Below are 24990 nucleotides of genomic sequence, written 5' to 3'. Positions count from 1 at the left end.
CTCCCGGCTGTCGAGCCCTTGTTCCGGCGGGTTCTCATGCCGCGACGGTCTCAAGACCCGAACTCCACTGAGCGGCTTGCAGCGTGTTGACCAGCAGCATGGCGATGGTCATGGGGCCCACTCCGCCCGGAACGGGGGTGATGCGACCGGCGATTCCGTCGAGTTCCGCGGAGCGGACGTCGCCGGTCAGGCCCGAAGGCGTCCGGTGGATGCCGACATCGATGACGACGGCGCCGGGCCTGACGTGTTCGGGGCCGATGAGCCCGCGGACACCGGTGGCGACCACGACGATGTCGGCGGGGCGCGTGACCGCGGCGAGGTCGAGGGTGAACTCGTGCGCCACCGACACGGTTGCCCCGCGCCGCAGGAGGAGGTGGGTCAGAGGTTTTCCGACGAGCTCGCCCCAGCCCACCACCGCGACGTTCGCGCCCTGGAGCGGAACGCCCTCGGCATCCAGCAGCGCGATGACTCCGCTGGGCGTGCAGGGGCGCAACCCCCGCTCCCCGCGGGCGAGGAGACCCAGGCTGGCGGTGGTGAGACCGTCGACGTCCTTCGTGACGGGGATGCGGTCGAGCAGCGTGGCGGCGTCGAGCGGTGCGGGCAAGGGGAGTTGGAGCAGGATGCCGGAGACCCGCGGGTCGGCGGCCAGTTCGTCGATGACGGCGGCCACGTCGTCGTGGGTCGCGTGCCGGGGCAGATGGCGGTGGAAGTCGCGCATGCCGGCCTCCTTGATGGCCCGGCGTTTCGCGGCGACGTACACGGCGCTGGCCGGATCGTCGCCGACGAGGACGGTCGCCAGTCCGGGGACTCCTCCCGGCGTCGTGGCCGCGACCGCGGCGACCTCCTCGGCGACCTGCGAGCGGATCCGCCGGGCGATCGCGGTGCCGTCGATCCTGGTGGTCATGGTCGGACCGCTTTCTTGTGATGGGGAACGATTCGCCGGGGCCGCAGGACCGCGCTGCGTACGGTCGCCGCGGCCACGGTTGCGTGACGCGCGTCGCTAGGCGAAGACGATGGTGTGGTTGCCGTCGCGCATGACCCGGTCCTCGGCGTGCCACAGCACCGCGCGGGAGAGGACCGCGCGTTCCACGTCGGCGCCGCGGCGGGTGAGGTCGGTGGCCGAGTGGGCGTGGGTGACGCGGACGACGTCCTGCTCGATGATCGGGCCTTCGTCGAGGTCCTGGGTGACGTAGTGGGCGGTGGCTCCCACCAGCTTCACGCCCCGCTCCTTGGCCTTCGCGTAGGGGCCGGCGCCGATGAAGGCGGGCAGGAAGGAGTGGTGGATGTTGATGATCGGGATGCCGACGTCCTCGATGAAGTCCCCCGAGAGGATCTGCATGTAGCGGGCCAGGACGACGAAGTCGACGTTGCCCTTGAGCAGCCGCAGGTGTTCGGCCTCGGCGGCGGACTTGTCGGCACCCTGGCAGGGCACGTGGAAGAAGGGGATCCCGAAGCTGCGGACCTCCTCCGCCACGTCGGGGTGGTTGGAGATCACCATGGCGACGGTGACGGGCAGTTGCCCCTGCCGGTGGCGCCAGAGCAGGTCGAGCAGGCAGTGGTCGGACTTCGAGGCGAAGATCGCGACCCGCTTGGGCACCGACAGGTCGCGCAGGGTGTAGCTGAGCCCGAACGCGTCGACCAAGTGCTCGTCGAGGTCGGCGCGGAGCGCGGGCAACGCGGCCTGGAGACCGTCGAGTCCGAAGACCGTGCGCTGGAAGAAGGCGCCGCCGTGCGGATTGTCCGAGTACTGGTCGAGGGAGACGATGTTCGCGCCGTGGCGGCTCAGGACGGAGGTCACGGCGGCGACGATGCCGGTGGCGTCGGCGCCCTGGAGGACGAGCGAGGCCTGCTGGGCGGGGCGCTTGGCCATCGCGGCACGGGCCGGGGCGTCTTGGGTGAGGGTCATGCCGGGCTTTCCTTCCGGAAGCGGGCGGCCCAGTCGGAGGTGGCCTTGAGCCCGCCGAACGTATAGAAGTGGATCTTCAACTCGCCGTGGCGGCCGGGGTCGTGGGCCGCGGCGAGGTCGCGCAGGAAGCGGTCGGGTCCTGCCGTGCCCATGAGGTTGCTCAGGGACAACCCATATTTCTTGACGACCGAGGCGCTGGTCCCGACCCCGAAGCGGGCCGCGTACGACATGAGCCGGCGCACTCCGGCCGGTCCGGGCACGCCGATCCGGACGGGGAGTTCGATGCCTCGGCCACGAACCTGTTCGACCCAGGCGAGCACCGGCTCGACGTCGAACCCGAACTGCGTGATGATGCCGCCCTCCAGGGGCTGGGCGGCGAGCGAGGCGTGCTTGTCCCGCAGCGCGGACCAGAGCGCGCCGTCGTCGATCGCGGGATGCCCTTCCGGGTATCCGCTGACGCTCACATGGCGGACGCCGTACTCCTGGAGCAGGCCCGTCTCGATCAGGGAGAGCGAATCGGCGTAGGGGCCCTCGGGGTCCGTCGGATCGCCTCCGACGACGAACACGTTGTCGGAGGTGCCGTCGTCGCGCAGTCCGGACAGGAACTCCTCGAAGTCGGCGCGCGAGCCCAGGCGGCGGGCCGATATGTGGGGCACCGGAACGAACCCGAGCCGTTTGACCGCCCGGGCCGCCTCCAACCGCATCCGGAGGTTCTCGTTGCCGAGGAAGGTGACGTTGATCCGGGTGCCCTGCGGGATGCTGTCGCGGGCCTCTTCCAGTTTGGGGACGTCCTTGCCCGTCATCTCCAGGGAGAAGTCCTCGAGCAGCGAAGTACCGACCGCTGTTCGTACGGTGCTTGCGGGATTCATCGTCTTTCGTCTCGCTCTCTCGTCTGCGGGGGCCGAGGTCGGGGGCGTACCCGCGGCACCGCCGGCGCGGCCCAGGAGACATGAGGGCCGGGCCGGAACGGTGCCGCAGGGTCGCCCGAGGTCAGCGGTCGCGGCGGTAGAGGGTGCGCGCGTGCTGGTTGAACGGGGAGGGCTGGACCGTGGCACGGATGCGGGGGAAGCCGAGGTCGGCCTCGGGGTCGGTGCCGGAGCCGGGGTGCTCGCCCCAGACCACCGTCACCTCGCTGCCCGGCGCGGCGTGTTCGGGGTCGATCAGGGTCTGCGCGAGCACCGCTCCCACCGGGTCGATCGAGGCGCTCTGCATGGTCACGCCGACCAGACCGGTGGCGTTCTCCACCCGGTGCCGGGCGTAGGAGAGCACGAAGCCGGGGTCCTCGCCCTGTCCGACGACGGTGCGGACGTCCTCCGGGTCGAGGACGAGGGTGACCTTGGTGCGGAGCGGCTCGTCCCTGGCCTTCACCAGGGCGTCGCGGCCCACGAAGTCGTGACCGAAGTGGATCACCTTCCCGTAGCCCAGTTCGTACGGGGAGACGTAGTAGTCCTCGATGTCCTCCGAGAAGTAGCTGCCGTTCAGCGGACGCTTGCCCTCGATGCCGAACAGGGGAAGGTACCTGCGGTATTCCACCAGGTCCGGGTCGGTGTAGATGCCGGGGACGGGCGAGGGGATCCACCCGCTCTCGACACTGGGCGTGGCGTACGCGAGGGCGCCCACCTGGATCAGGCCGAGCGGCTCGCCCGCCTTGAGGAACGCCTCGTGCACATACGCGGAGTGCTCCCACGGGCCGATGAACTCGAAGCCGGCCTGGCCGGCCATGCCGTGCCGCAGGGCGCGAAGAGAGCGGCCGTCGAGGGTGACCGCGGCGGAGTGGAAGAACTTGGTCTCCGGCAGCGGCCCGCCGAAGACCCGCTCGACCAGTTCCGTCGCCAGCGGTCCCTGGATCTGGTAGCGGAACAGCTTCGGATCGCCACCGCCCGGACGGAAGGCGGAGGACGGGTCGGTGACGAAGCCGACGTCGTAGCCGCCCTTCTCCGCGTGGTACTGCACCCAGTGCTGTGCGGCCGGGATCCCGCTGAGCAGGTACTTGTTCTCGCCCTCCCGGGCGAGGATCCCGTCGGTGACGATCTGGCCGTGGCGGGTGACCGGCACGTACTGCTTGGCCTGCCCGATCGCGAACTTCTCGAAGTTGTTGACCCCGTGCTCGGCGAGCACCTTCGTGGCGTCCGGTCCCTCGATCCACATGTCGTACATGTGGTGCGAGAGGTTGAGGAGTGCCACACCCTCGTGCCACGCGGCCTGCTCCTGGCGCCAGCCCGAGTACTCGCGCTCGACGACTTCGGGGGTCCACGGTTCGGCATCGGGCTGCCACAGCAGCTTGATCGGCGAACCGGCCCGGTCGATGGCGTCCTGGAGCGTGGGGATTGCCATGGTGACTCCTTGCTCGTAGCGACTCTCAGCGGTCTGACTCAGGAAAGCTAAATCGATCTAGTACGACAGTGAAGGGCCCCGAGCCCGGCTCGGCAGGTTCTGGGGATTGCCTCACTGAAGCGATCTGGTGGAGGGGGCGGAGCGGCCTCACTCAGGGCGAGTGCCGGTCGGCGGGTTTCCTACGGTGTCCGGTCGAGGTGTGCGCGGTAGGCGGCGGCCATGCGCACCGCGTCCAGGCCGGCGCGGACATCGTGGACGCGCACGCAGTACGCGCCCGCGACGGCGGCGAGCGCGGAGACCGCCGCCGATGCCACGTCCCGCCCCGCGGGCGGCACCTCACCGGCGCCTCCGGCGGCGAGGGCCGCGCCGATGAAGCGCTTCCTCGACGCGCCGACGAGCAGCGGGCAGCCCAGTCGCCGCAGAGATCCCAGATGGGCCAGCAGCGTCCAGTCGTGCTCGGGCCGCTTGGCGAAGCCGATTCCCGGATCGAGGACGACACGGGCCGGATCGACTCCCGCGTCCGCCAACTGCCGGACGCGCAGGCCGAGTTCGGCAATGACATCGTCCACGACATCGCCGTACTCGGCATGCCGGTCCATCTCGCGGCTCGGCGCACGCCAGTGCATGGCGACGTACGGAACACCGGCCGCGGCGACGGTCGACGCCATGGCCGGATCGGCCAGGCCGCCGCTCACGTCGTTGACCAGCCGAGCACCCGCCTCGACGGCGGCCCGGGCCACAGGCGCGTGCATCGTGTCGACGCTCGTGCACACACCGGCCCGGGCAAGTGCGCGCACCACCGGGACGGTCCGGGCGAGTTCCTCCTCCAGACCGACGGGGTACGCCCCCGGCCTGGTGGACTCGCCGCCCACATCCACGATGTCCGCGCCCTGAGCGGCGAGCGCCAGCCCCCGGTCGACGGCGCGTCCGGTGTCGGCGTACAGGCCGCCGTCGGAGAACGAGTCCGGCGTGACGTTGAGGATCCCCATGACCAGACATCGGCCGGGCCGGGGCAGCCCTTCGAGTTCGGTACGCGTCCCCGGCCGCCTGACGGGGACGTCTTGCATGGTTGGCATCGGTGGCAACCTCCTTGATCCCGCGTCCCGCCGCGAGAAAGGATTACTAAATCGATTAGGTCGTCACGTTAACGGAGAAAGCTAAATCGATCTAGTCCTTCGGGGCGACCTTCTTCGGAGCGAGTGCGCTCGGCGGAACGGGCACCAGCCCGTCCAGCTAGTCCATCGTCGTCAGTACCGGTCTGTCCGCATTCCTTCCTCCGGGTTTCACCGCCGGCTATGCATTGCCTCTCCCTTGTTCCTCGAACTTCCCTGCCTGAAGGGGATGTTCGGGGACATCCGCGGTCGCGCCGGACGACATTCTCCGGACGCCTGCCGCGAAATGAGCCGTTGACAACGATGAATCTCCGATGCGATGCTCACGCCGCCCAGGCCTCACACGCACATGGAGTTCTGTGATGTCCACGATGCATGACGTGGCCCAGCGGGCCGGGGTGTCCCTGAAAACCGTCTCCCGGGTGGTCAACGAGGAGCCCGGTGTCAGCGAGCGGACCCGGCAGCGAGTCGCCGCGGCCATCCACGAGTTGGACTTCCGTCCCAACGCGGTCGCCCGCAATCTGCGCACCGGCCGGACCGGCCTGGTCGGACTGGCCCTGCCGCGCCTGACCCAGCCGTACTACTCCTCGCTCGCCGAGGCGATCATGCGCGAGGCCGAACGCCATGAGCTGACCGTGCTGATCGAACTCACCGGCGGAGACGCGGAGACCGAACTCGAGTTGGCGCGCGAACACGGCCCACATCTGGGCGGGTTGCTGATGTGCCCGCTGGGGATGTCGGACGCGCAGGCCCGGACTGTTGCCCGGACCGTGCCGACGGTCTTCATGGCGGAACGCGCCTACGACGCTCCCGTCGACCGCGTTGCGATGGCCAACCGGGAAGGACTGCGGGCCCTGGTCGCCCACATGGTCTCGCTGGGATACTCCCGGATCGCGGTGCTCGGAGCCGACCACTCCGGTCGGCCGGACCAGGCCGCCGCCCATCTGCGGCTGGACGGCTACCGGGACGGGCTGCGCGACGCGGGCCTGCCCTACCTGCCCGAACTGGTCCACGCGGTGGGTATCGCCGACTGGAACCGCGAGTCGGGAGCGGCCGGGGTGCGGCTGCTGATCGAACGCGGTGTCCGGTTCGACGCGGTGGTGGCCTTCGCGGACTCCCTGGCGCTGGGCGCCCTGCACGCCGTGCAGGAGGCGGGGCTGAGGATCCCCGCCGAGGTGGCCGTCGCCGGCTTCGACGACATCGACGACGCCCGCTACTCCTGTCCGGCGCTCACCTCGATCGGCCCGGGCACGGCGCGGATCGCCCGCGAGGCGCTGACGCTGCTGATCGGCCGTATGAACGGCACGGCCACGACGGACACGGGCCGGCTGATCGTCGCCGACTTCGAACTGACCGTCCGTGATTCGACGTTGGGAGGGATGTCGGCATGGGGCGGGGCGTGACGATGAGCACCGTGGCCGAGCGTGCCGGGGTGTCGACGAAGACGGTCTCCAACGTCGTCAACGGCACCGGCTCCTTCAGCCGGGAGACCGAGCGGCGGGTGCGCGCGGCCATCGAGGAACTCGGCTACCGGCTCAATCCCTTCGCCCGCGGTCTGCGCTCCCGGCGCACGGGCACGATCGCTCTGGTGATCCCGAACGTCCACCAGCCGTTCAACGCGGAGCTGGCCGAGCAGATCATCAGCGCTCCGGAGGCCCTGGGACTGAAAGTGGTGCTCGCGCCCACCAGGGGTGACGCCCGACGGGAGCGGACCCTGCTGTCCACGTCGCACGGCGAACTCGTGGACGGGGTCATCTACGTGCCGCACGCCCTCGCTCCGGAGGACTACCTTTCGCAGCCGGTGGCTCAACCCACGGTGGTCCTCGGTGAGCGTCCCGCCGAGGCCGCCGGGCTGAACCTGGACTACGTCGGGATCGCCGATGAGCAGGGCGCGCACGCGGCCGTCGCCCACCTGCTCGCCCAGGGCCGGCGCCGGATCGCCGCCATCTGCGAACGGACCGGTCCACGGGCCGGCGGCCGGCGTCTGCACGGCTACCGCCGAGCGCTCGACGAGGCCGGCGTCGCCTACGACGACTCGCTGGTCCTCGGCGTGGACGACGCCGACCTGTTCTCAGCCGGCGTCGGGGCCACGACCCGGCTGCTGCGTACCCGAGTCCGCTTCGACGCGCTCTTCTGCTACAACGACGTGGTCGCCATCGGCGCGCTGTCCGTACTGGGCCGAAGCGGGATCGCCGTCCCCGACGACGTCGCGCTGACGGGCTTCGACGACATCGACGCGGCCCGCTTCACCTCACCGCCCCTGACCACCGTCGACCCGCAGCGCGGGTCGATCGCCCGCAAGGCCGTCGCGTTGTTGCGCTCCCGCATGGCTCTGAGCGACTTCCGGGAGCTGCCCGGCCGGACCGAGAGCGCCGGGTTCGAACTCCTTGTCCGTACGTCGTCGTCCGCGCGGACGAAGGCGACGGGCACCGACGACACGTCATGAGCCCGGCAGCCACCCGGGCTTGAACCCGCACCCTGCCCTGAATCCCCCTCGCCATCCCTGGAGTACGTCCATGTCCACTGCCACCGCGGTCATCAACCTCGACATCGAGGGCCCGAAGATCAGCCGCCATCTCTACGGTCACTTCGCCGAGCATCTCGGCCACTGCGTCTACGGCGGATTCTGGGTCGGGGAGGACTCGCCGATACCCAATGAGGGCGGCATCCGCCTCGACGTCGTACAGGCGCTGAGGGAGCTGAACATCCCCAACCTCCGCTGGCCGGGCGGGTGTTTCGCCGACGAGTACCACTGGAGGGACGGCATCGGGCCGCGCGAGCAGCGGCCCCGGATGGTCAACACGCACTGGGGTGACGTGGAGGAGAACAACCACTTCGGCACCCATGAGTTCATGGCCCTGTGCGAACTCCTCGGCGCGGAGCCGTACATCAGCGGCAACGTCGGCTCCGGCACCGTCCAGGAGATGAGCGAGTGGGTCGAGTACCTCACCCGCGACGGCGACAGCCCGATGGCGCGGCTGCGCAGGGCCAACGGCCGCGACGCACCCTGGCGCGTGAGGTTCTGGGGCATCGGCAACGAGACCTGGGGCTGCGGCGGCAACATGCGTGCCGAATACGCCGCCGACCTGTCCCGCCAGTACGCCACCTACTGCCGCGACCACGGCGACAACAAGCTGTACCGCATCGCCTCGGGCGCCTCGAACGACGACTACAAGTGGACCGAGACGCTGATGCGGCAGATCAGTTGCTTCGGCTGCGAGGCCACCCCGAAGAACTTCTTCCAGGCCCTGTCCGTGCACTACTACACGATGGCCGGCCCCTGGGAGGCCAAGGGCAGTTCCACGGTCTTCGACACCGACGACTACTACCGCACCATCGCCGCCGCCCTGAAGCTCGACCGCATCCTCACCGGCCACTCCACGGTCATGGACTGCTACGACCCCAGCCGTACGGTCGGTCTGGTCCTGGACGAGTGGGGCACCTGGTGGGACGTGGAACCGGGCACCAACCCGGGGTTCCTGTTCCAGCAGAACACCCTGCGCGACGCCCTGGTCGCCTCCACCCACTTCGACATCTTCCACAAGCACGCGGCACGCCTGCACATGGCCAACATCGCCCAGACCGTGAACGTCCTCCAGGCGATGATCCTCACCGACGGCGACGCCCTGGTCCTGACCCCGAGCTATCACGTGTTCGAGATGAACAAGGGCCACCAGGACGCCACTTCGCTCGCCGTCCATCTGCGGACGCAGGACGCCCGTCGTCAGGTGGGAGACGCCGAGTTGGGCACGCTGTCCGCCTCGGCCAGTGTCAAGGACGGTGAGGTCCTCATCTCGCTGACCAACCTGGACGCCGAGGAGCCGGCCGAGGTGATGCTCGACCTGCGTGGCGGCATGATCGGCGAGCCGACCGCCCGCCTCCTGACGGCCGATCGGCTCCAGGACCACAACAGCGCGGACGCACCGGGAGCGGTCTCCCCTCGCCCCTTCGACGCTTTTGAGGTCGTCGACGGGGGCCTGACCCTGACGTTGCCGCCCCACTCCTTCCTCACCGTCCGCGGGCCGGTCAGCCCACGGGCTTGAAGTTGTAGATCGGCGGTACGGCGGCGAACTCCTGCGGGGTGAAGGTGATGTTCTTGCTGGTCGCGTAGTTGTTCTGCACCGAGTCCCAGGGCGCGTTCCACGCCTGGTCGACGAGGTAGGTGTTGAGGTCCTTGAACAGGGCGTCCTGCTTCGCCCCGGTCGCCGCCCGGGCCTGCTTGATCAGGGACTCCGCCTTGGGGTCGTCGGTGTGCAGCGGGTTCCACAGGGAGGCCTTGGTCACCTGGAGCTGGATGGTGTCCCAGGGGCGGAAGGAGGCCAACACCATGTAGGACATGGGGTACTTGCCGGCCAGCAGCCTGCTCAGGACCTGGTCGACCGGTACCTTGTCCAGCTTGACCTTGACCCCGATGTCCTCCAACTGCTGTGTCATGGCGGCCTGTTGGTCGGGGAAGACGGCCGAGAAGTCCGGCATGGTGACCGTGAAGCCGTCCGGATAGCCGGCCGCCGCGAGCAGCTTCTTGGCCTTGGCCGGGTCGTAGGTGTACGTCGAGTCCAGCGACTTCTCGAAGGCCGAGCCGGCCGGGTTGAAGATCTGTGTCGTCGCCTGGCCCATGCCGCCCTTGGCGGTCTTGACGATGGTCTCCCGGTCGAAGGCGTAGTTCAGTGCCTGCCGGACCCGGACGTCACCGAGGGCCTTGACCTGCTTGCCCGCCCGGTCCCAGATGTACAGGCCTTCGACGTCGCCGGACGTGTACTTGGTGATGGTCAGCCCGCTGTTCCTGGCCGGCGCGATGTTCTTGGCGCTGGTCAGCACCGCGCCGTTGATCTGCCCCGAGCGCAGCGCGTTCAGCGTGGCGGTGGGATCGGTGAGGGGCTTGAGGACGATCTTGTCGAAGGGGAAGGCGGACTTGTTCCAGTAACCGGGGTTGCGTACGAAGGTATAGGTGCTGCCCGATGTGGTGGCCGACTTGTCCAGGGTGTACGGACCGGAGCCCACCGGCGCGGACTTGAGCGTCCCCGCGGCGATGGCCTTGGGGCTGGCGATCATGCCGGCCACGTTCCCCAGGTTCGCCAGCAGTGAGGGGTCGGGGGCCGAGAGTCTGATCCTGACCGTGGACGCGTCGACCACGTCGACCCCGCTGATGCCCTTGAGCTGCCCCGCCGCCTCGTTGGTGCCGCCCTTGGTGTGCAGCAGGTTCGTCTTCACCGCCGCCGCGTCCAGAGCGGTGCCGTCGGTGAACTTGACGCCGGTGCGCAGGGTCAGCGTCAGTTCCGTACGAGCGGCGTCGTACGACCACTTGGTGGCCAGGTTGGGTGTGACCTCGGCGGTCGGGGAGATGCGGAACAGGGAGTCGTAGACGGGCTGGTAGTACTGCGTGTTGTTGCCGAGGCCGGCGTCGGCCAGGTCCCACGGCTGGGCCTGGACGAGGGGCGCCAGGGTCAGCGTGCCCCCGGTGGCACCTTTTCCGCTGCCGCTGCCCGAACCCGATCCGCAGGCCGTCGCGGCCAGGGCCAGGGTGACCGCCACAGCCGTCAGTGTGATGCGTCGCATGGATGTCTCCGCGTTCGTGGAGGGCGGCGAGGCAGGGCCTCCCGCGATGTCTGCTGAAGATGGGGTGGGGAAAAGGGGCACCCGGAGCGAGGTGCCAGCTCTGCGGGAGGCGCGCGTCGCGAGCGGCTCAAGGAAGACCGCCGTGCGCGGATCGCTTGGTGGAGAAGGCGGCAACCGCCGCTCGAGGGGCGCGCGTTGCCTTTCGCGAGAGGGACGAGCGCGGCACCGGCCGTGGAGGCGGCGGGAGACGGCAGCGGGGCGGCGCGCGCCGTGATGCTCTGCCGCGCGCTTCGACGGCTGCACGACACGTCGTGTGCGGGACCCGGCCCTGCCCGGCGCCGCGCCAGGCGTCGTGGGTGGGTGGCTCGATGGCCGGCCGTCCCCCGTCAGGGACGGTGGACCGGCCGGGGAGTCGGGAGGGCCGGCGGTGGACTGCGGGACGTCATCGTCCGGTGCCTCTCATCCGGCGGAGTCGCTGTCGCGGGCCACCAGCCGGACCGCGATGTACGGGCGGGCGGGCAGCGGCAGGGTGAAGACGCCCTCGTAGGTGCCCGGGAGCGGGGTGACGGTCATGTTCCAGGTGTCGATGACCTCGGCCTCGTAGCGGACGCCCGGAGCCAGTGCGAACGTGCGGCGACGGGGCTGCATGAAGCCGAAGTAGGTGAGGTAGTAGCGTCCTTCGACGCCGCCGACCGGGACGTCCCAGTCCGAGGGCAGTGGGTCGATGCCGTCCCCGGGGGTCTCTTCGAGGATGTCCCGCAGGAAGGCGATACGGGCCGGGCTCTCTCCCTTGAGTTCTCCTCCCTTGGACCACCACAGGACGTCGTCGTCGGCCAGATAGGTCTCGCCGTGGGCGACGTAGCCGCCGCGCACCGCGCCCTCCCAGCAGCGGCGGACCATCTCCTGCGGGGTGAGGTTTCCCCAGCCCTGGTCGATGTCGCCTTCGTAGCCGCATTCGTCGACGACGACGGGCTTGCCCCAACGGGTGCGCCAGGCATCGGTGTTCTCGGCGGTGCGGTAGACGTCGACGCGCTGCACGCTGGAGTGGGTCACCCAGTCGATGCTGTTGTCCCAGAACTCCTGGCAGTTGTGGACGCCGAGCAGATGGCCGTGCGGATCGCACTCCTTGACCGTCGCGGCGGAGCGGTGCCAGTGGTCGGTGTCCTTGGCCCACATGAGGTCGTACTCGTTGGCCAGGGACCACCACACATTGGGGTACGCCGCCAGCCGCGACACCACGTACCGCAGATAGCGCTCGTCGGCGACGGGCCCCATGTCGGAGAAGCCCCAACGGTCGTACGGATGGAAGAGGATGAGGTCGGCCTCGACGCCCAGTGCGCCGAGTTGGGCGATACGGCGCTCCAGATGCCTGAAGTACGCCGGAACGGGGCGTCGGAAGTCCCAGCCCTCCTGGGGCGAGCCCGCGAACGGGTACAGCGGGGGCTCGTCGGCGTTGAAGAGGTAGGCCTTGGGGAAGACGCACATCCGCACCTTGTTGAACGGGCCGGCGGCCAGGGTCCGCAGCGTCCGTTCCTCCAGTTCTTCCCCTTGATGGGTCCAGGCGTACGCGGTGGTGCCCACGGGCAGGTGGCGGGTGCCGTCGGCGTGCCGGAAGTGGTAGGTGCCGTGGACGCGCACCGGGCCGTGGTCACCGGGGGCGGGCGGGCCGCAGGTGAAGTCGCCCGCGACCGCGTCGAGCGAGCGGGCGTTGCTCGTCGTACGGAACGACCACGTGCCCTCCTCGTCGGGCAGGAACCGGATCCGGTGGACGCCGTCGCCGTCGTAGAAGCCCTGCGCGGTGAGCGTGCGGTCTCCGTGGCGGAACTCGGCGCGCAGGGCGACGTCCGTGAACGGGTTGCCGTGCGCGGGTCCGTGGAGTTCGAGTTCGAAGGTGCTCCAGCGGATGGCCGTCGGCGGGTGCACCGGCCGGGCGCCGCCGACCGGCACGTCCGTCGGCTCGTAGTCGGGTGACGGGGTGGTCCTCGCCTCGGCCGGGCGGGGCGGTTCGGCGGCGGTCTCGTCGACGGTGGCCAACTCGGCGTAGAAGGCGGCACGGGCGGCGGGGTCGGCCCGCATCGTCTCCAGGAAGCCGGTGACCTGTTCCAGCGGTGCGTACCGGAGCTGGATCTCCAACGGCGCGTTGACGATTCCGGTGAGGTGCTTGCGCACCACCGCCTCGGCCCGCTTGTTGCGCAGCACGTCACCGAGGAGTGATGAGGGGCCGTAGGACATCAGGCGCTCCCGCAGGGGCAAGGGCGAGGGAACAGGTGGGACATCGGGACATCGCCTAACCGAGCAGGGCGGTACGGACGATGCGCTGGACGGCCATCGCGTCGTGGGCCTCCTGTGCGGCGCGCAGGGCGTCGAGGGGCAGCGTGGCGGCCTTCGTCTCCAGGGCGCGGAGGGTGGCGACCGACTCGCGGACCGCGTCGCCCGGGTCCTCGCGGTAGGGGAAGAGGTCCAGCTTGAGGGGCTTGTCCCAGCCGATCTCGCGTACCACGTGGAGGAATTCGAGGGTTTCCACGAGGTGCAGGGAGCCCGCCGTGAGGTCGTCGTCCCACTCGCGGTAGTTGTCGTCGAGTTCGATGTCGACGAGCCGGCCCATGGAGTGGGCGAGGGTGAGGGCCTCGGCGGGGTTCTCCTTGGCGAAGAGCGAGTGCCCGAAGTCGACGACCAGGCCGACGTTGTCCACGCCCATCTGCTCGATGGCGAGGAGGCTGGTGGCGGCCGTGGACCAGAACAGCCGGTTGCGGGGTTCCTTGAGCTTGTACTCGATCGCGAAGGTGACGTCGGGGAAGGCGCGGGCCACGTCCCGGATGCCCTCGATCGCGTGCCGGCGCAGGGTGGCGTAGTCGACCTGGAACGGGTAGTCGTAGCCGTCCTGGCCGGGCCAGAACTTCACGTAGCCGGCGCCCAGTTGTCGGGCCGCCTCCACGGACTCGTGGGCCAGGTCCAGGGCGCGGGTGCGGGTGGCGGGGTCGGCGGCGGTGAACGAGCCGCTGCGGAAGCCGCGGTCGTAGATGACGGGCGTGACGCAGACCGCCGACAGACCGTGTGCCGCGAGGGACTTGCTGACGTCGTCGACCGACACCCCTTCGTCGAAGGGGTAGTTGAGGTCGAGGCCGACCAGTTCGCCGGACTGCGCGGCCAGTTCGATGGTGTCGAGGGTGGGCACGGCGGGGCCGTAGCCGTCCGTCGCGTAGCGGTCGATGATGCGGCCGAACGTCCACATGCCGCCGGTGAAGGTGCGGGGAGCCGGAGGGGGAGCCACGGCAACTCCTTCTGAATATTTATTCACACAATGTTACCTTCGATGGCCGGGACCGTAAAATCCGCCGACCACTCATGTCAAGGGTGGTGCGGCGATGAATCCGGAACGGTACCGAGGCGGTCAATGTACCCATTACACCCCGGCGATTGACCTCTTGACGATCCCGAGAGGCGAGGCGCATCATCCGCTTGCGTAGAAATTAATGATCTGAATGGATATTCACATGCTCGCTGTCGACCACTCCACCGCGGCGGACCATCACGCGCTACGGCAGGCCGTCCGCGCCGCCGAACCTCCGGACGCCGTAAGCCTGTTGCGCGCCCTGTCCACCGATGTCCGGCTGTCGATCGTCGACATGATCGGCCGGGCGCGGATGGGGCACATCGGCGGCGACCTCTCGGTGACCGACATCCTCGTGACGCTCTTCGGCGCCGTCCTCGACGTCGATCCCGAACAGCCGCAGGCACCCGGCCGGGACCGGCTGATCCTCAGCAAGGGCCACTGCGCCGCCGCCCTGTACGCCACCCTGGCGCACTGCGGCTACTTCCCGGTGGCCGAGCTGGCCACCTTCATGGCCCCGTACTCGCCCCTCAACGGCCACCCGAACCGCCGCAAGGTGCCCGGCGTCGAGACCAACACCGGTCCCCTGGGCCACGGTTTCCCCGTCGCGGTCGGCTGCGCGCTCGGTGCCCGGCTGCGCGGCGACGGCGCGCGCACGGTCGTCGTCCTCGGCGACGGCGAACTCCAGGAGGGCAGCAACTGGGAGGCCGCCATGTCCGCGAGCCACCAGCGCCTGGACCGGCTCTGCGCCGTCGTGGACCGCAACCGGCTCCAGCAGGGCGCCCGCACCGAGGACACGGTCCGACTCGACCCGCTGGCCGACAAGTTCACCGCGTTCGGCTGGGAGGTCCGCGAGACCGACGGCCACGACCACGGCGCGCTGCTCGACGCCTTCGCCCCCTCCACCACCGGTCGCCCGGTCGCCGTCGTCGCCCACACCGTCAAGGGCAAGGGCGTCTCGTTCGTCGAGGACCGCGTCGAGTGGCACCACAAGGTGCCGACCCAGGACCAAGTGCGCGCCGCGATCGAGGAGTTGACCCGTTGACCGAGACCCACGCCCCGGCCCTCACCGAGGCCCCGGTGTACGACTGCCGCACGGTCTTCGCCGAGGAACTCGCCGCGCTCGCCCGCGAGGACGAGCGCGTGGTCGTCGTCTGCAACGACTCCGTGGGCTCCAGCAACCTCGTCGGCTTCCGCGAGGAGTTCCCCGACCGGCTGATCAACGTCGGCATCGCCGAGCAGAACATGGTCGGCGTCGGAGCGGGCCTGGCCAACGCGGGCCTGGTCCCCTTCGTGTCCGCCGCCGGCCCCTTCCTCACCGGCCGGGCCTTGGAGCAGATCAAGGCCGACTGCGCCTACAGCGGCTTCAGAGTGATCCTCTGCGGCCAGAGCCCCGGCATGGCCTACGGCGAACTCGGCCCCACCCATCACTCCGTCGAGGACCTGTCCTGGCTGCGCGCCGTGGCCGGCCTCGCCGTGGTCGTCCCGGCCGACCGCGCCCAGACCCGGGCCGCCCTGCGCTGGGCCCACGCCCACGACGGTCCCAGCTATCTGCGCATCCCGCGCTTCAAGGTCCCGGACGTCACCGCGCCCGACGCCCCGTTCGAACACGGGCGCGCCCAGGTGCTCCGCGACGGCGACGACGTCACCCTCGTCGCCATCGGCACGCTGGTCTCCCGCGCCCTGACGGCCGCGGAGCGGTTGGCCGCCGAGGGCATCTCCGCGCGGGTCCTCAACGTGCCGTTCGTCGACCCGCTCGACACCGACGCGCTACGGCGGGCCGCCGAGGAGACCCGCGGGCTGGTCGTCGCGGAGGAGGCCACGCTCAGCGGCGGCCTGGGCACCGCGGTCGCCTCGTTCACCGGCCAGCACCGCCCGGTCCCGCTCAGGCTGCTGGGCGTCACGGGATTCGCCCCGACCGGCAGCGCCGAAGGACTCCTGGAACACTTCGGGCTCACCGCCGACGGTGTCCACCGTGCCGCACGTGACGTCCTCGGCCTGCCATCCTCGGCGTCATGAACCAGCCGCTGCTGCTCGCCGTCGACCAGGGCACCTCCGCCACCAAGGCGCTCCTGGTGGACGCCCACGGAGGCGTCGTCGCCTCGGCGTCCGCCCCGCTCGGCATCGACCATCCGCGTTCCGGCTGGATGGAACAGTCGCCCGAGGACATCTGGGACAGCGTCCTGGAGGCGGTGGCGAAATGCCTGACCGGACACGATCCGAGCCGGGTCGTCGGCATCGGGCTGTCCAACCAGCGCGAGTCCTGCCTGCTGTGGGAACGCTCCACCGGACGTCCCCTCGGCCCGATGATCGGCTGGCAGGACCGGCGCACGGTCGACCGCTGCGCCGCACTCCGCGCCGACGGCCTCGACGCGGACGTCCGCCGCACCACCGGACTGCCCCTGGACCCGATGTTCAGCGCGCTCAAGGCCCAGTGGCTGCTCGACACCCATGACCCCGACCGCACCCGGGCCCGGCGCGGTGAGCTGTGCCTGGGCACCGTCGACTCCTGGCTGCTGTGGCGCCTCGGCGGCGGCCGGGAGCATCTCGTCGAGGTCGGCAACGCCGCACGCACGCAGCTCCTCGACGTGCGCCGCCGCGACTGGGACGAACGGCTGCTGGACGTCTTCGGCATCCCGCGCGAGGCACTCCCCCGGATCACCGCGTCGACCGGCCCCTTCCCCGCCGCGCGCGGCCTTCCCCCGCTCACCGACGGCACGCCGGTCCTGGCCGTGGTCGGCGACTCGCACGCCGCGCTGTTCGGACACCGGGTCTTCGTGCCGGGCAGCGTGAAGGTCACCTACGGCACCGGCTCGTCGGTCATGGGCCTGATCCCCGGTCCCGAGCACGCCGACGGCTCCCCGCTGTGCCTCACCCTCGCCTGGGACGACGGGACGCCCGCCTACGCCCTGGAGGGCAACATCCGCTCCTCCGGCGCCACCCTGCGCTGGCTCGCCGGACTGCTCCGGGTCGGCGAGGCGGAGGTGGCCGGGCGGGCGGCGGCCGACTCCGGGGGCGTGCACCTCGTCCCTGCCTTCGGCGGGCTCGCGGCCCCTTGGTGGGACAACGACGCCACCGGCCTTCTGTCCGGGCTCACCTTCGCGACGGGAGCGCCCCAACTGGCGCGCGCCGCCCTGGAGTCCGTCGCCTTCCAGATCGAGGACGTGGTCGCCGGGCTCGACACCGCGACCGGGCGGGTCACCTCGCTGCTCGCGGACGGCGGCGCCACCGACAACGCCGCCCTCATGCAGCTTCAGGCGGACACCTCGGGGCGGGTCGTCCGACGGCCACGCGACCGCGACCTGTCCGCTCTGGGCGCGGCGTACCTGGCCGGCTGCGCGGCGGGGGTCTTCACCAAGACCCGGCTCGCCGGTCTCACCCGTGCCGAGGAGGTGTACCGCCCGCGGCGATCGGAAGAGGATCGGTCACGTGCCCTCCGGGCGTGGCACGACGCGGTCGCCCGGGCGCGCGGCTCCGCCGTCCCGGACCGGGGAGAAGTCGGCACGTCACGAGGGGACGGCCGTGCGTCATGAGCACCGCGACGACCGGCGCGGGGCCCAGTAGGGTGCGTCCTGTGTTCCAGCATGCCGACCTCAACAGCAGCGAGTCCGCCGACAAGCTCAGGCTCATCGTCCGCGTAGCGCGCATGTACCACGAGCGCGGGCTGCGCCAGGCCGAGATCGCCAAGGCTCTCGGGCTCTCCCAGGCAGGTGTGTCCCGGCTGCTGCGCCAGGCGACCGAGCGGGGGGTGGTACGGACGATCGTCGTGTCCCCGCCGGGTATCCACAGCGAACTCGAGGACGCGCTCGCCGACCGCTACCACCTCACGGACGTGGTGATCGTCGACAGCGACGACCTGCCGGAGCATCCCCGCACCCTGATGCGCGCGCTGGGCTCGGCGGCGGCCACCTACCTGGAGGGTGCCTTCCGCCCGGGCGACGTGATCGGCGTCTCCACCTGGAGCGAGACCCTGCTCGCGGCCGTCGAGTCGATGCAGCCCTCCCGGATGCAAGGGGCCGAGAAGGTCGTGCAGTTGATGGGGGGCATGGGCGACCCGCAGGGGCAGGTACAGGCGACCCGGCTCGCGGCCCGGCTCGCCGAACTCATCGGCGCCAGCCCGTTGTTCGTCCGGGCCCCGGGGCTGGTAGGGTCGGCCCAGGCCCGGCTGTCCCTGCTGCACGACTCGACGGTCCTCGAAGTGGGCCAGGCCTGGGACCGGTTGACCGCCGTCCTCGTGGGCATCGGCAGCCTCCAGCCCTCTCCCCTGCTCCGCCTCAGCGGCAACGCCGTCGCCGACACGGAGATCGCCCGACTCCGCCGGCTCGGCGCGGTCGGGGACATCTGCCAGCGCTTCTTCGACGAGTCCGGCGTCCACGTCGACGCGGGTCTGGGCGAGCGGACGATCGGCGTCTCCGTGGACCAACTCCGCAGCGTCCCGCGCCGTATCGCCGTCGCGGGCGGTGACCACAAGTACAGCGCAGTGCGGGCCGCGGTACGCGGCAACTGGATCACCGTGCTCGTCACCGACATCGCGACGACCCGACGCCTCCTCGACGAACCCTGACCCACTGGCGGTGACTGGAGTCGGCCCAACTCACGCCGTACACGCGGCAGATGGTGGCCCGCTCCCCGGCGCGGGCGCTACTGCGGGGAAACGACCAGAGCCTTCACGCCACGGAACTCGGTGTGAAGGCCCTCGGTCAGCCAAGGATCAGGGGGCGATCCCCACGCCCTCGATCCGGCTCCAGGCCCGCTCCTGTGCCGCGGTCATGGCGGGCCAGGCGAGTCCGCCCTGCCGGGGACGGATCCGCGAGGCGTACGGCGCGGGGTGGAAGGCGGGGTCGTAGAAGCACCCGCCGCCGTAGGTCCGGTCGAAGGTCGCGCAGGATGCCGCGATCGAGCGCGCGGTCGGCTTGCGTCCGTGGCGGACCCAAGTGTCCAGCGCCGCAATGGAGTTGGCGTACTCGGAGTCGCTCAGCGCGCTGTGCTCGGTCTCCGTCGTGAAGGTCTGGACGAGGTTGCCGCCCCGGCCCGCGCCCTGAAGCGTGGCGCGGTAGGCCGCCTCGTGCTCGACGAAGGCCGTCGGATCGTCGATCGCGTGCAGGGTGAGGACGGGGACGGAGACCTTGCCGGTCAGGTCGCTGTCGTAGGAGAGGTCGCGGCGCGCGGTGGGGTCGGCGGAGAACCGCTCGACGCCCGCGTTGAGCGCCTTGTCGTCGTGTGAACCCGAGTACCCCACGCCCTGGTTGGTGAAGGGATTGCGGCCGCCGAGCCGGGTCGACACGATGTCCCGGAACGTGAAGGTCGCGAACCGCAGATGTGATTCGAGCGAGCGCTCCGGGATGCGGGTGACGGCGAGGATGTCGTCGAGGTTGCGCTGTTGGAGCGCGGTGCGGTCCGCGGGGGCGGAGGCGAATCCGGTGCACTCCTGGAGTCGGACGCGGAGTCCGGCGCTCGTCATGGTGGAGTCCGCGCGCAGCCCCTGCCACAGCGGGTACTGCGGCTCGGTCGGGCGGGGGTGGTTGTGGCAGTAGTACTGGTAGACCACCCGTAGGTCGACCCGGTAGTCGTAGCCGCGCGAACCGCCGCCGAGGACGCCGCTTGTCAGCAGTGCGCCGTCGTAGGCGCCGGGTTGTCTGCCGTAGGTCTCCGCGACCTTGGCGGCGACGTCGCCGCCCCAGGACTGGCCGTGCACATAGGTCCGCCTCGGCTTGCCGAACTCCGAGACGAAGAGTCTGCGGACGTTCTCGGTGTCGGCGGCGGCCATCCGCGTCCCGTACCCACCGCGACGGTACGACGAGCCGGCCCAGGCGTACCCCTCCTCGACCATCACCGCCCAACGCCCCAGATCGTCGGTGCTGCGCGCCGGGTCCGAGGAGTCGCCGAGATCGGGTCCACCGTGCGCGTGCACGACGAGGGATCCGTTCCAGCGGGTCGGAACGGCCATCGCGTAGTACGCCCCGTTGGCGTCCTGACCGGTGTAACACGTCGCCTTCCCGAGCAGGTTGGGCGGACACGTGGATACGGCGGGCCGCGCGGTCTGTTCCGGGGGCGCGGGGGCGTTGCCGAGCGTGCCGAGGAGTGTCGCGGCGAGGCCTGCGGCCAGTGCGGCCCGGCGGTAGCGAGGAGCCGAGAGTCGTCTCCGTAGAGGTACGGGCGCGTCAAGTGTCTTCAAGGGAGCGGCTCCTGTGAATTCGCTGTGCGAAATTGCCCTGTGGGCCGTGATGGTAGGAACCGCCGCAGGTGGGGACTACCCGTCGATCATTGCGTTCATAGTGTTCGCCCGCCCGGCGGGCGAGCGAGTGTCACGACGACGCGGTGGAGGCGTGGACGGGGGACGTGTCGCCACGGGTAGGAGCACTGCGGCGGTGATCGGAGCTTTGGGGGTCCGCGCCTGTCCGTGGCTGGGTGTACCAACCCTTCCGATGCCGAGAGGTCCACCTCCGGCCGGCCCAACTCGCCCTGCGCACAAGGGGACAGGCGCATCCGGACGATGTGACCTTTACCAACGAAACAGTGGGCGCGCGAGCGGTGACGATATAGTTATCAGTTGGACCGGATTCCGTCCTGCCGTCGTTTGGGCTGGTGGAGGGTGGGGAGCAGGAGTCGGTCCGGTCGAACAAGGGATCAGGGGAGGCATGGCGTGCGGCAGGCGAGTGTGCTCGACGTCGGGTGTCACAGTGCTTTGCTGACGGTCGTCCGGGGGCGCCCCGGGGCGATGCTGGAGCCGGTTTTCTCCCGCAAGGTACGGCTGCGACTGCACGAGACCCTCGACCACAAGGGGCGGCTGGACCGGGCCGGCGTGGAGAGCGTCGAGCAGGCGGTGGCCGACGCCGTCGCCTCGAACCCGCGTCCGCGTGGACCGGAAGTGTTCGCGTTCGCCACCTCCGTCATCCGGGACGCGCCCAACCGTGACGCGATCATCGCCAGTGTGGCGCGCACCACGGGTACCCGCCTGCGCGTGCTGACCGGCGAGGAGGAGGCGCGGCTGGCCTACGTGGCCGCCCGCCAGTGGGCGGGTCCGGAGGCCGGTCCGCTGCTCGTCCTGGACATCGGCGGCGGCACCCTGGAGATCGCGTCCGGCAGCGGGGACCAGCCCCGCACCGTGCTCTCGCTGCCGCTGGGTGCGCGCAGGATCACCCGGGACTGGCTGCCCGGCAACACCGTGCCGTCCCAGCGCCGCCTGGCCGAGATCCGCAAGCATCTGCGCCGGTCCCTGGAAGCCGTTCCCGGCCTGCCGCTCGCCGAGCCGGGCGTGCGGGTGCTGGCCTGCTCCAAGACCTTCGAGCAGCTGGCCCGGCTCGCCGCGGCGCGGGGCCCGGCGCCGCGAAGCGGGCGGAAGCTGGCCCTGCCTCATCTGCGCACGTCGGTCGCCCTGTTGGCCGGGGCGAAGCCGTCCCGCCGTGGCAAGCTGCCCGGCATCTCGCGCCATCGCGCCGAACAGTCCCTGGCCGGCGCCCTGATCGCGCAGACCCTCATGGAAGCGTGCGGGGCCAAGACCGTCGAGATCTGCCCTTGGTCCACCCGCGAAGGACTCCTGCTGGAGCACCTCGGCACGCCTCGCGCGACAACCGGGGGCTCGCGCCTCGCCGGCTGACCTCCAGCGGCAACCGGTGGCAGGCGCAGGTGGTCTCACACCGTCGGGGTCGGACCACCGAGTTGTGCATGGTCCCGGCTGACCAGTTCACGGCAGCCCTTGCGGCCGAAGCCGCCTGCGGTTCCTCGTCGCGGTCCGAACGCGGTACGGCACGTGCGTCCGTGCCGTCAGCCGGCCGCCCGTGCCGCAGTGACCGCCGTGCGGGCCGCGCGTTCGACCGCCGCGATGCCGTCCGGCATCGACGCGTTGCCGTCGGAGAGGACCGCGACGAGGTAGTGGTGCGTTCCCGAGGTGACCTGGCCGACGCTGTTGATGTCCCACAGGCCGGTGGTGCTGCGTTGCAGCCAGCCGTTCTTGAGCGCCCATCCGGCGTCGGAGGCCGCCGAGACGCCCCATGACTGTCCGGCGGAGATGCGGGTCATCAGCGTACGGATGTAGGTCTGGGACGTCGTGGTCAGGACGGGTTCGCCGGCGGCCGAGGTCCCGCCGTCGGCGAACACCGCGCGCAGCAGGCGGATCTGGTCGGTCGCCGTGGTGCGCGTGAGTCCCCACATTCCGCCGGTCCCGCCCACGGTCGAGGTCAGGCCGAGGCGCTTGTTCACCGCCTCCAGGCCGGGCGCCAGACCGATCTCGCGCCAGAGCGCGGTCGCCGCGTCGTTGTCGCTGTGCTCGATCATCGCCTCTGCCCGGGTGCGCTCCTGCTGGGTGAGGCCGCGTCCGGCGTCCTGTGCCTGGAGGAGCAGCGTGGCGAGGATGTCGACCTTGATGATGCTGGCCGTGTCGTAGGGGACGTCGTTCCCCCGCACCTGGGGACTCTGGGCGGGGTGGTCCAGGTCCAGCACGGCGGTCGTCACGCGCGCCTTGCTCGTCGCGGTCGGCTGCGCGGGGTCGGCGGAGCGCTCCGACGTCCCGGTGGCGGCTGCCGCCGGGCCGACGACACCGACCGCGAGGAGGGTGGCTATGGAGCCGGTGAGGAGCGCCGCGCGGAGGCCGGCACGCCTGCCGTGTCGGCCGCGCGTGCTCGTGCTCCGCGTGGTCGGTCGAGGGTTCGGGCGGTACGGCATGGGGCCTCGGTGGTTCGGGGGCGGGGACACAGAGCTGCGAACGTAGACGAGGCGACGGTTCCGTGACGTGACCAGTGCCACGAAAAGGCCGTAATCAAGTGATTTGTGAGGATGGCCACAGCTCCCGGCCCACAGAGCGACAGCGGGTTTCAGGGCCCGGACGTGCCGACCGCGTCCAGCCCCTCGCCGGTGGAGAGACGCGCCCGGACGGTGAGGCGCGGGTCGTGCGGGGCGGGTACGGCGAGGGTGCGGGCCTGCTTCGTGATCGTCACGTCTCCGGTCACCGAGAGGCGGGTGACGGCTCGGCTGCCGGCGGCCAGTGCGAACCAGTGGCCGTTCGGAGAGCGCCAGCCGCTCGCGGCCACGACGTGCTGTCCGAACCGGCTGCACGCGGCAGTGGCGTGGGCTCGGGCGACCGTCCGGGCCGGCGCGCCGGGCGCGTACCCACTCGTACGGAAGGACACCGTCACATCGCCGGAACCGCGCCAGGTGTCGGCGCGGGCGCAGGTCCACACGGCGTGGCCGCCGCCGTCGGGCAGGTCCTGTTCGGCGAAGTCCCAGTTGTTGACGGCGCGTACGCCGCTGTCGCGCAGGGACTCCAGGGAGCAGGCCTGGTGGGCCCAGGCCAGGAGTGCCTGCGGGCCGGTGGCCTCACGGGGCTGGCGGGCGGGCGGTGAGCCGTGTCCGGGCAGCGGGGTGAAGGTGAGGTGGACCGGGGACAGGTCGCCCAGCGGGGCGAGCAGGAACGCGTGGTGTTCGGCGATGCGTGGCGAGGAGCGCAGTTGCAGGACCGGCCGGCTGTCGCAGCTCCCCGACGCGGGCGCGGTGGGGACCGGATCTGTGACGCCGTCCTTCGAGGCGTGCAGCGGGCGGGCGAGGACATCGGGGTGCAGCAGGTCGCGGGTCTGTGACTCCGCCACCCAGGGAGCCATGAGATACCGGGCTCTGCCGCCCGGCGGGGTGAGGGTGACGGCGGCGGCCGTGGTGACGTCCGCGTCGTCGGCGCGGGCGACGCTCAACTCGGCGTCCCGCGCCCCGGAACGGGTCTCGCTGTAGCGGGCGAGGCGCGCTCCGTCGTAGAGCAGTACGACCGCGCGGGCGTCGACGTTCCCGGCGTAGAGCAGGTGCGGTGCGGTGGCCGGTGGGGTCGCGGTCGTGGCGGGGGTGAGGTGGAGGTGGGTGCGGGGCTGCGGGTGTGTCCATGCGGACAGGGCGCGGTCGAGGAGGCTCTGGTCGTGGTCGCGGGAGCCGCGGGCCGGCCAGGCGGTGAAGTCGACCCGTGAGGTGTTGTCCCACACCCCGGCGGCCGTACGCAGCAGGTCCGCCGGAGCAGGCGCGGTGCGTGCCGCCGGCGCCTGGGTGTCCGCCCGGTGTGCCGTGCCGTCACCGGCCACGGCGAGGGTCACCACCGTGAGCAGCCCGATCGCCGCCGCCCCCAGGATCAGACGGGCCCGTCGGGTGCGGCGCAGCAGATCGGTGGGACCGGCCTGGAGGGCACAGGCGTCGAACTCCTGCGACGCGAGCAGCGCGGCGGGCGATCTGCGCGAGTTCTCCTCCAGGACGCCCGCGGTGCGCAGGGCCGCGGGTACGTCCGGGGCGTCCGCCGACTCCAGCAGGTCACGGACGGCGTCCACGGAAAGGGCGTGGACCGTGCGCAGCAGGAACGCGGCGCGGGCCGCCGCGGGGGCCGCGGACAGCCGCTGCGCCAGGGCGAGTTCGTCCACTCCGCCCGAACGCGGGAACAACCGCAACCCCCAGACCAGAGGCAGCCGGGGGCGCAGCGCGCCCGGGTGGACCCACCCCGCCGGCCACATCCGCGGACGCCTTCCGTACGTCAGCGTCGCGCGCAGCACTTCCACCAGGAGGCGGCGCTCCACGGTGTCCCCTTCGCGTGACTCCCCGCGCGGCGAGGGGACGACGGGTGCGGTACGTACCGTGCCCGCGCGGCGCAACGCCCGCTGGACGAGGGAGTGCGCCACGAGCACCCGCTGGTGCCGGCCGAGCGAGGCGGGAAGGACGAGATGCGCCAGTCGGACCAGATCGCCGTACTGCTCGACGAGAACGGACTCGGCCTCCCGAACCCGGGACCT

Annotated in this window: 19 protein-coding genes; 8 read left to right on the top strand and 11 right to left on the bottom strand. The window is 70.9% G+C overall.

Annotated features, from left to right (window positions below; all coding sequences use genetic code 11):
- Window positions 1-34: 34 nt before the first annotated feature.
- The 5 genes from JHN63_RS13100 to folP all read right to left on the bottom strand — a co-directional run bounded on the left by JHN63_RS13100 (window position 35) and on the right by folP (window position 5307).
- Window positions 35-904, bottom strand: coding sequence for a bifunctional 5,10-methylenetetrahydrofolate dehydrogenase/5,10-methenyltetrahydrofolate cyclohydrolase (locus tag JHN63_RS13100; protein WP_200679907.1), 870 nt, complete (start codon window positions 902-904; stop codon window positions 35-37).
- A 96-nt stretch (window positions 905-1000) separates the two neighbouring features.
- Window positions 1001-1906, bottom strand: a complete 906-nt coding sequence (gene purU, locus JHN63_RS13095) for a formyltetrahydrofolate deformylase (RefSeq protein WP_200679905.1) — start codon at window positions 1904-1906, stop codon at window positions 1001-1003.
- Window positions 1903-2775 (bottom strand): methylenetetrahydrofolate reductase, encoded by an 873-nt coding sequence (locus JHN63_RS13090; RefSeq protein ID WP_200679903.1) that lies wholly within the window; start codon window positions 2773-2775, stop codon window positions 1903-1905. Before JHN63_RS13090 ends, purU begins: the two co-directional genes overlap by 4 nt.
- Before the next feature lie 121 nt (window positions 2776-2896).
- On the bottom strand, window positions 2897-4240 hold the full coding sequence (locus JHN63_RS13085) for an aminomethyltransferase family protein (protein ID WP_200679901.1): 1344 nt from the start codon (window positions 4238-4240) through the stop codon (window positions 2897-2899).
- Between the two features lie 179 nt (window positions 4241-4419).
- Window positions 4420-5307 carry a dihydropteroate synthase gene (folP, locus tag JHN63_RS13080; RefSeq protein ID WP_200679930.1) on the bottom strand — a complete coding sequence of 296 codons (888 nt, stop codon included), beginning with the start codon at window positions 5305-5307 and terminating at the stop codon, window positions 4420-4422.
- A gap of 407 nt (window positions 5308-5714) precedes the next feature.
- On the opposite strand from folP, the gene JHN63_RS13075 reads away from it, so the two are divergent.
- From JHN63_RS13075 to JHN63_RS13065, 3 genes are all read left to right on the top strand, one after another.
- On the top strand, window positions 5715-6755 hold the full coding sequence (locus JHN63_RS13075) for a LacI family DNA-binding transcriptional regulator (protein ID WP_200679899.1): 1041 nt from the start codon (window positions 5715-5717) through the stop codon (window positions 6753-6755).
- Window positions 6756-6757: 2 nt separating this feature from the next.
- Entirely contained in the window at window positions 6758-7798 is a 1041-nt protein-coding gene (locus JHN63_RS13070) for a LacI family DNA-binding transcriptional regulator (RefSeq protein WP_234476524.1), read from the top strand.
- 70 nt (window positions 7799-7868) lie between these two features.
- Window positions 7869-9395, top strand: a complete 1527-nt coding sequence (locus tag JHN63_RS13065; protein WP_200679895.1) for an alpha-N-arabinofuranosidase — start codon at window positions 7869-7871, stop codon at window positions 9393-9395.
- Here JHN63_RS13065 and JHN63_RS13060 read toward each other — a convergent pair.
- The 3 genes from JHN63_RS13060 to JHN63_RS13050 form a co-directional block, all read right to left on the bottom strand.
- Window positions 9379-10908, bottom strand: a complete 1530-nt coding sequence (locus tag JHN63_RS13060) for an ABC transporter substrate-binding protein (protein WP_200679893.1) — start codon at window positions 10906-10908, stop codon at window positions 9379-9381. The two genes, JHN63_RS13065 and JHN63_RS13060, sit on opposite strands and share 17 nt — an antisense overlap.
- Window positions 10909-11367: 459 nt before the next feature.
- A complete protein-coding gene (locus JHN63_RS13055) occupies window positions 11368-13140 on the bottom strand; it encodes a DUF5605 domain-containing protein (RefSeq protein WP_200679891.1) in 1773 nt (590 codons plus the stop codon).
- Window positions 13141-13195: 55 nt separating this feature from the next.
- Entirely contained in the window at window positions 13196-14179 is a 984-nt protein-coding gene (locus JHN63_RS13050; RefSeq protein ID WP_200679889.1) for a sugar phosphate isomerase/epimerase, read from the bottom strand.
- Window positions 14180-14402: 223 nt separating this feature from the next.
- On the opposite strand from JHN63_RS13050, the gene JHN63_RS13045 reads away from it, so the two are divergent.
- The 4 genes from JHN63_RS13045 to JHN63_RS13030 are packed head-to-tail and all read left to right on the top strand — an operon-like array spanning window position 14403 to window position 18803.
- Window positions 14403-15284: a transketolase gene (locus tag JHN63_RS13045; protein WP_200679887.1), complete on the top strand. Its 882-nt coding sequence runs from the start codon at window positions 14403-14405 to the stop codon at window positions 15282-15284.
- Window positions 15281-16258, top strand: a complete 978-nt coding sequence (locus tag JHN63_RS13040) for a transketolase family protein (protein WP_200679885.1) — start codon at window positions 15281-15283, stop codon at window positions 16256-16258. The genes JHN63_RS13045 and JHN63_RS13040 overlap by 4 nt, the downstream gene beginning before the upstream one ends.
- Window positions 16255-17772, top strand: coding sequence for an FGGY family carbohydrate kinase (locus JHN63_RS13035; RefSeq protein ID WP_200679883.1), 1518 nt, complete (start codon window positions 16255-16257; stop codon window positions 17770-17772). Before JHN63_RS13040 ends, JHN63_RS13035 begins: the two co-directional genes overlap by 4 nt.
- 41 nt (window positions 17773-17813) lie before the next feature.
- Window positions 17814-18803, top strand: coding sequence for a sugar-binding transcriptional regulator (locus JHN63_RS13030; RefSeq protein WP_200679881.1), 990 nt, complete (start codon window positions 17814-17816; stop codon window positions 18801-18803).
- Window positions 18804-18950: 147 nt separating this feature from the next.
- On the opposite strand, the gene JHN63_RS13025 is transcribed toward JHN63_RS13030, so the two are convergent.
- Window positions 18951-20414, bottom strand: coding sequence for a hypothetical protein (locus tag JHN63_RS13025; protein ID WP_200679879.1), 1464 nt, complete (start codon window positions 20412-20414; stop codon window positions 18951-18953).
- Between the two features lie 417 nt (window positions 20415-20831).
- Between JHN63_RS13025 and JHN63_RS13020 the strand changes: the two genes are divergently transcribed.
- On the top strand, window positions 20832-21836 hold the full coding sequence (locus tag JHN63_RS13020; protein ID WP_307781882.1) for a hypothetical protein: 1005 nt from the start codon (window positions 20832-20834) through the stop codon (window positions 21834-21836).
- Window positions 21837-22003: 167 nt separating this feature from the next.
- On the opposite strand, the gene JHN63_RS13015 is transcribed toward JHN63_RS13020, so the two are convergent.
- On the bottom strand, window positions 22004-22900 hold the full coding sequence (locus JHN63_RS13015; RefSeq protein ID WP_200679876.1) for a serine hydrolase: 897 nt from the start codon (window positions 22898-22900) through the stop codon (window positions 22004-22006).
- A gap of 149 nt (window positions 22901-23049) precedes the next feature.
- The coding region (locus JHN63_RS13010; RefSeq protein WP_200679874.1) for a hypothetical protein at window positions 23050-24990 on the bottom strand (1941 nt) is incomplete at its 5' end.

This window comes from Streptomyces sp. MBT65, from assembly GCF_016612545.1.
GTDB lineage: Bacteria > Actinomycetota > Actinomycetes > Streptomycetales > Streptomycetaceae > Streptomyces.
Note: the sequence above shows the minus strand (reverse complement) of the source record. Positions and strands in the feature narration are given on the sequence as shown.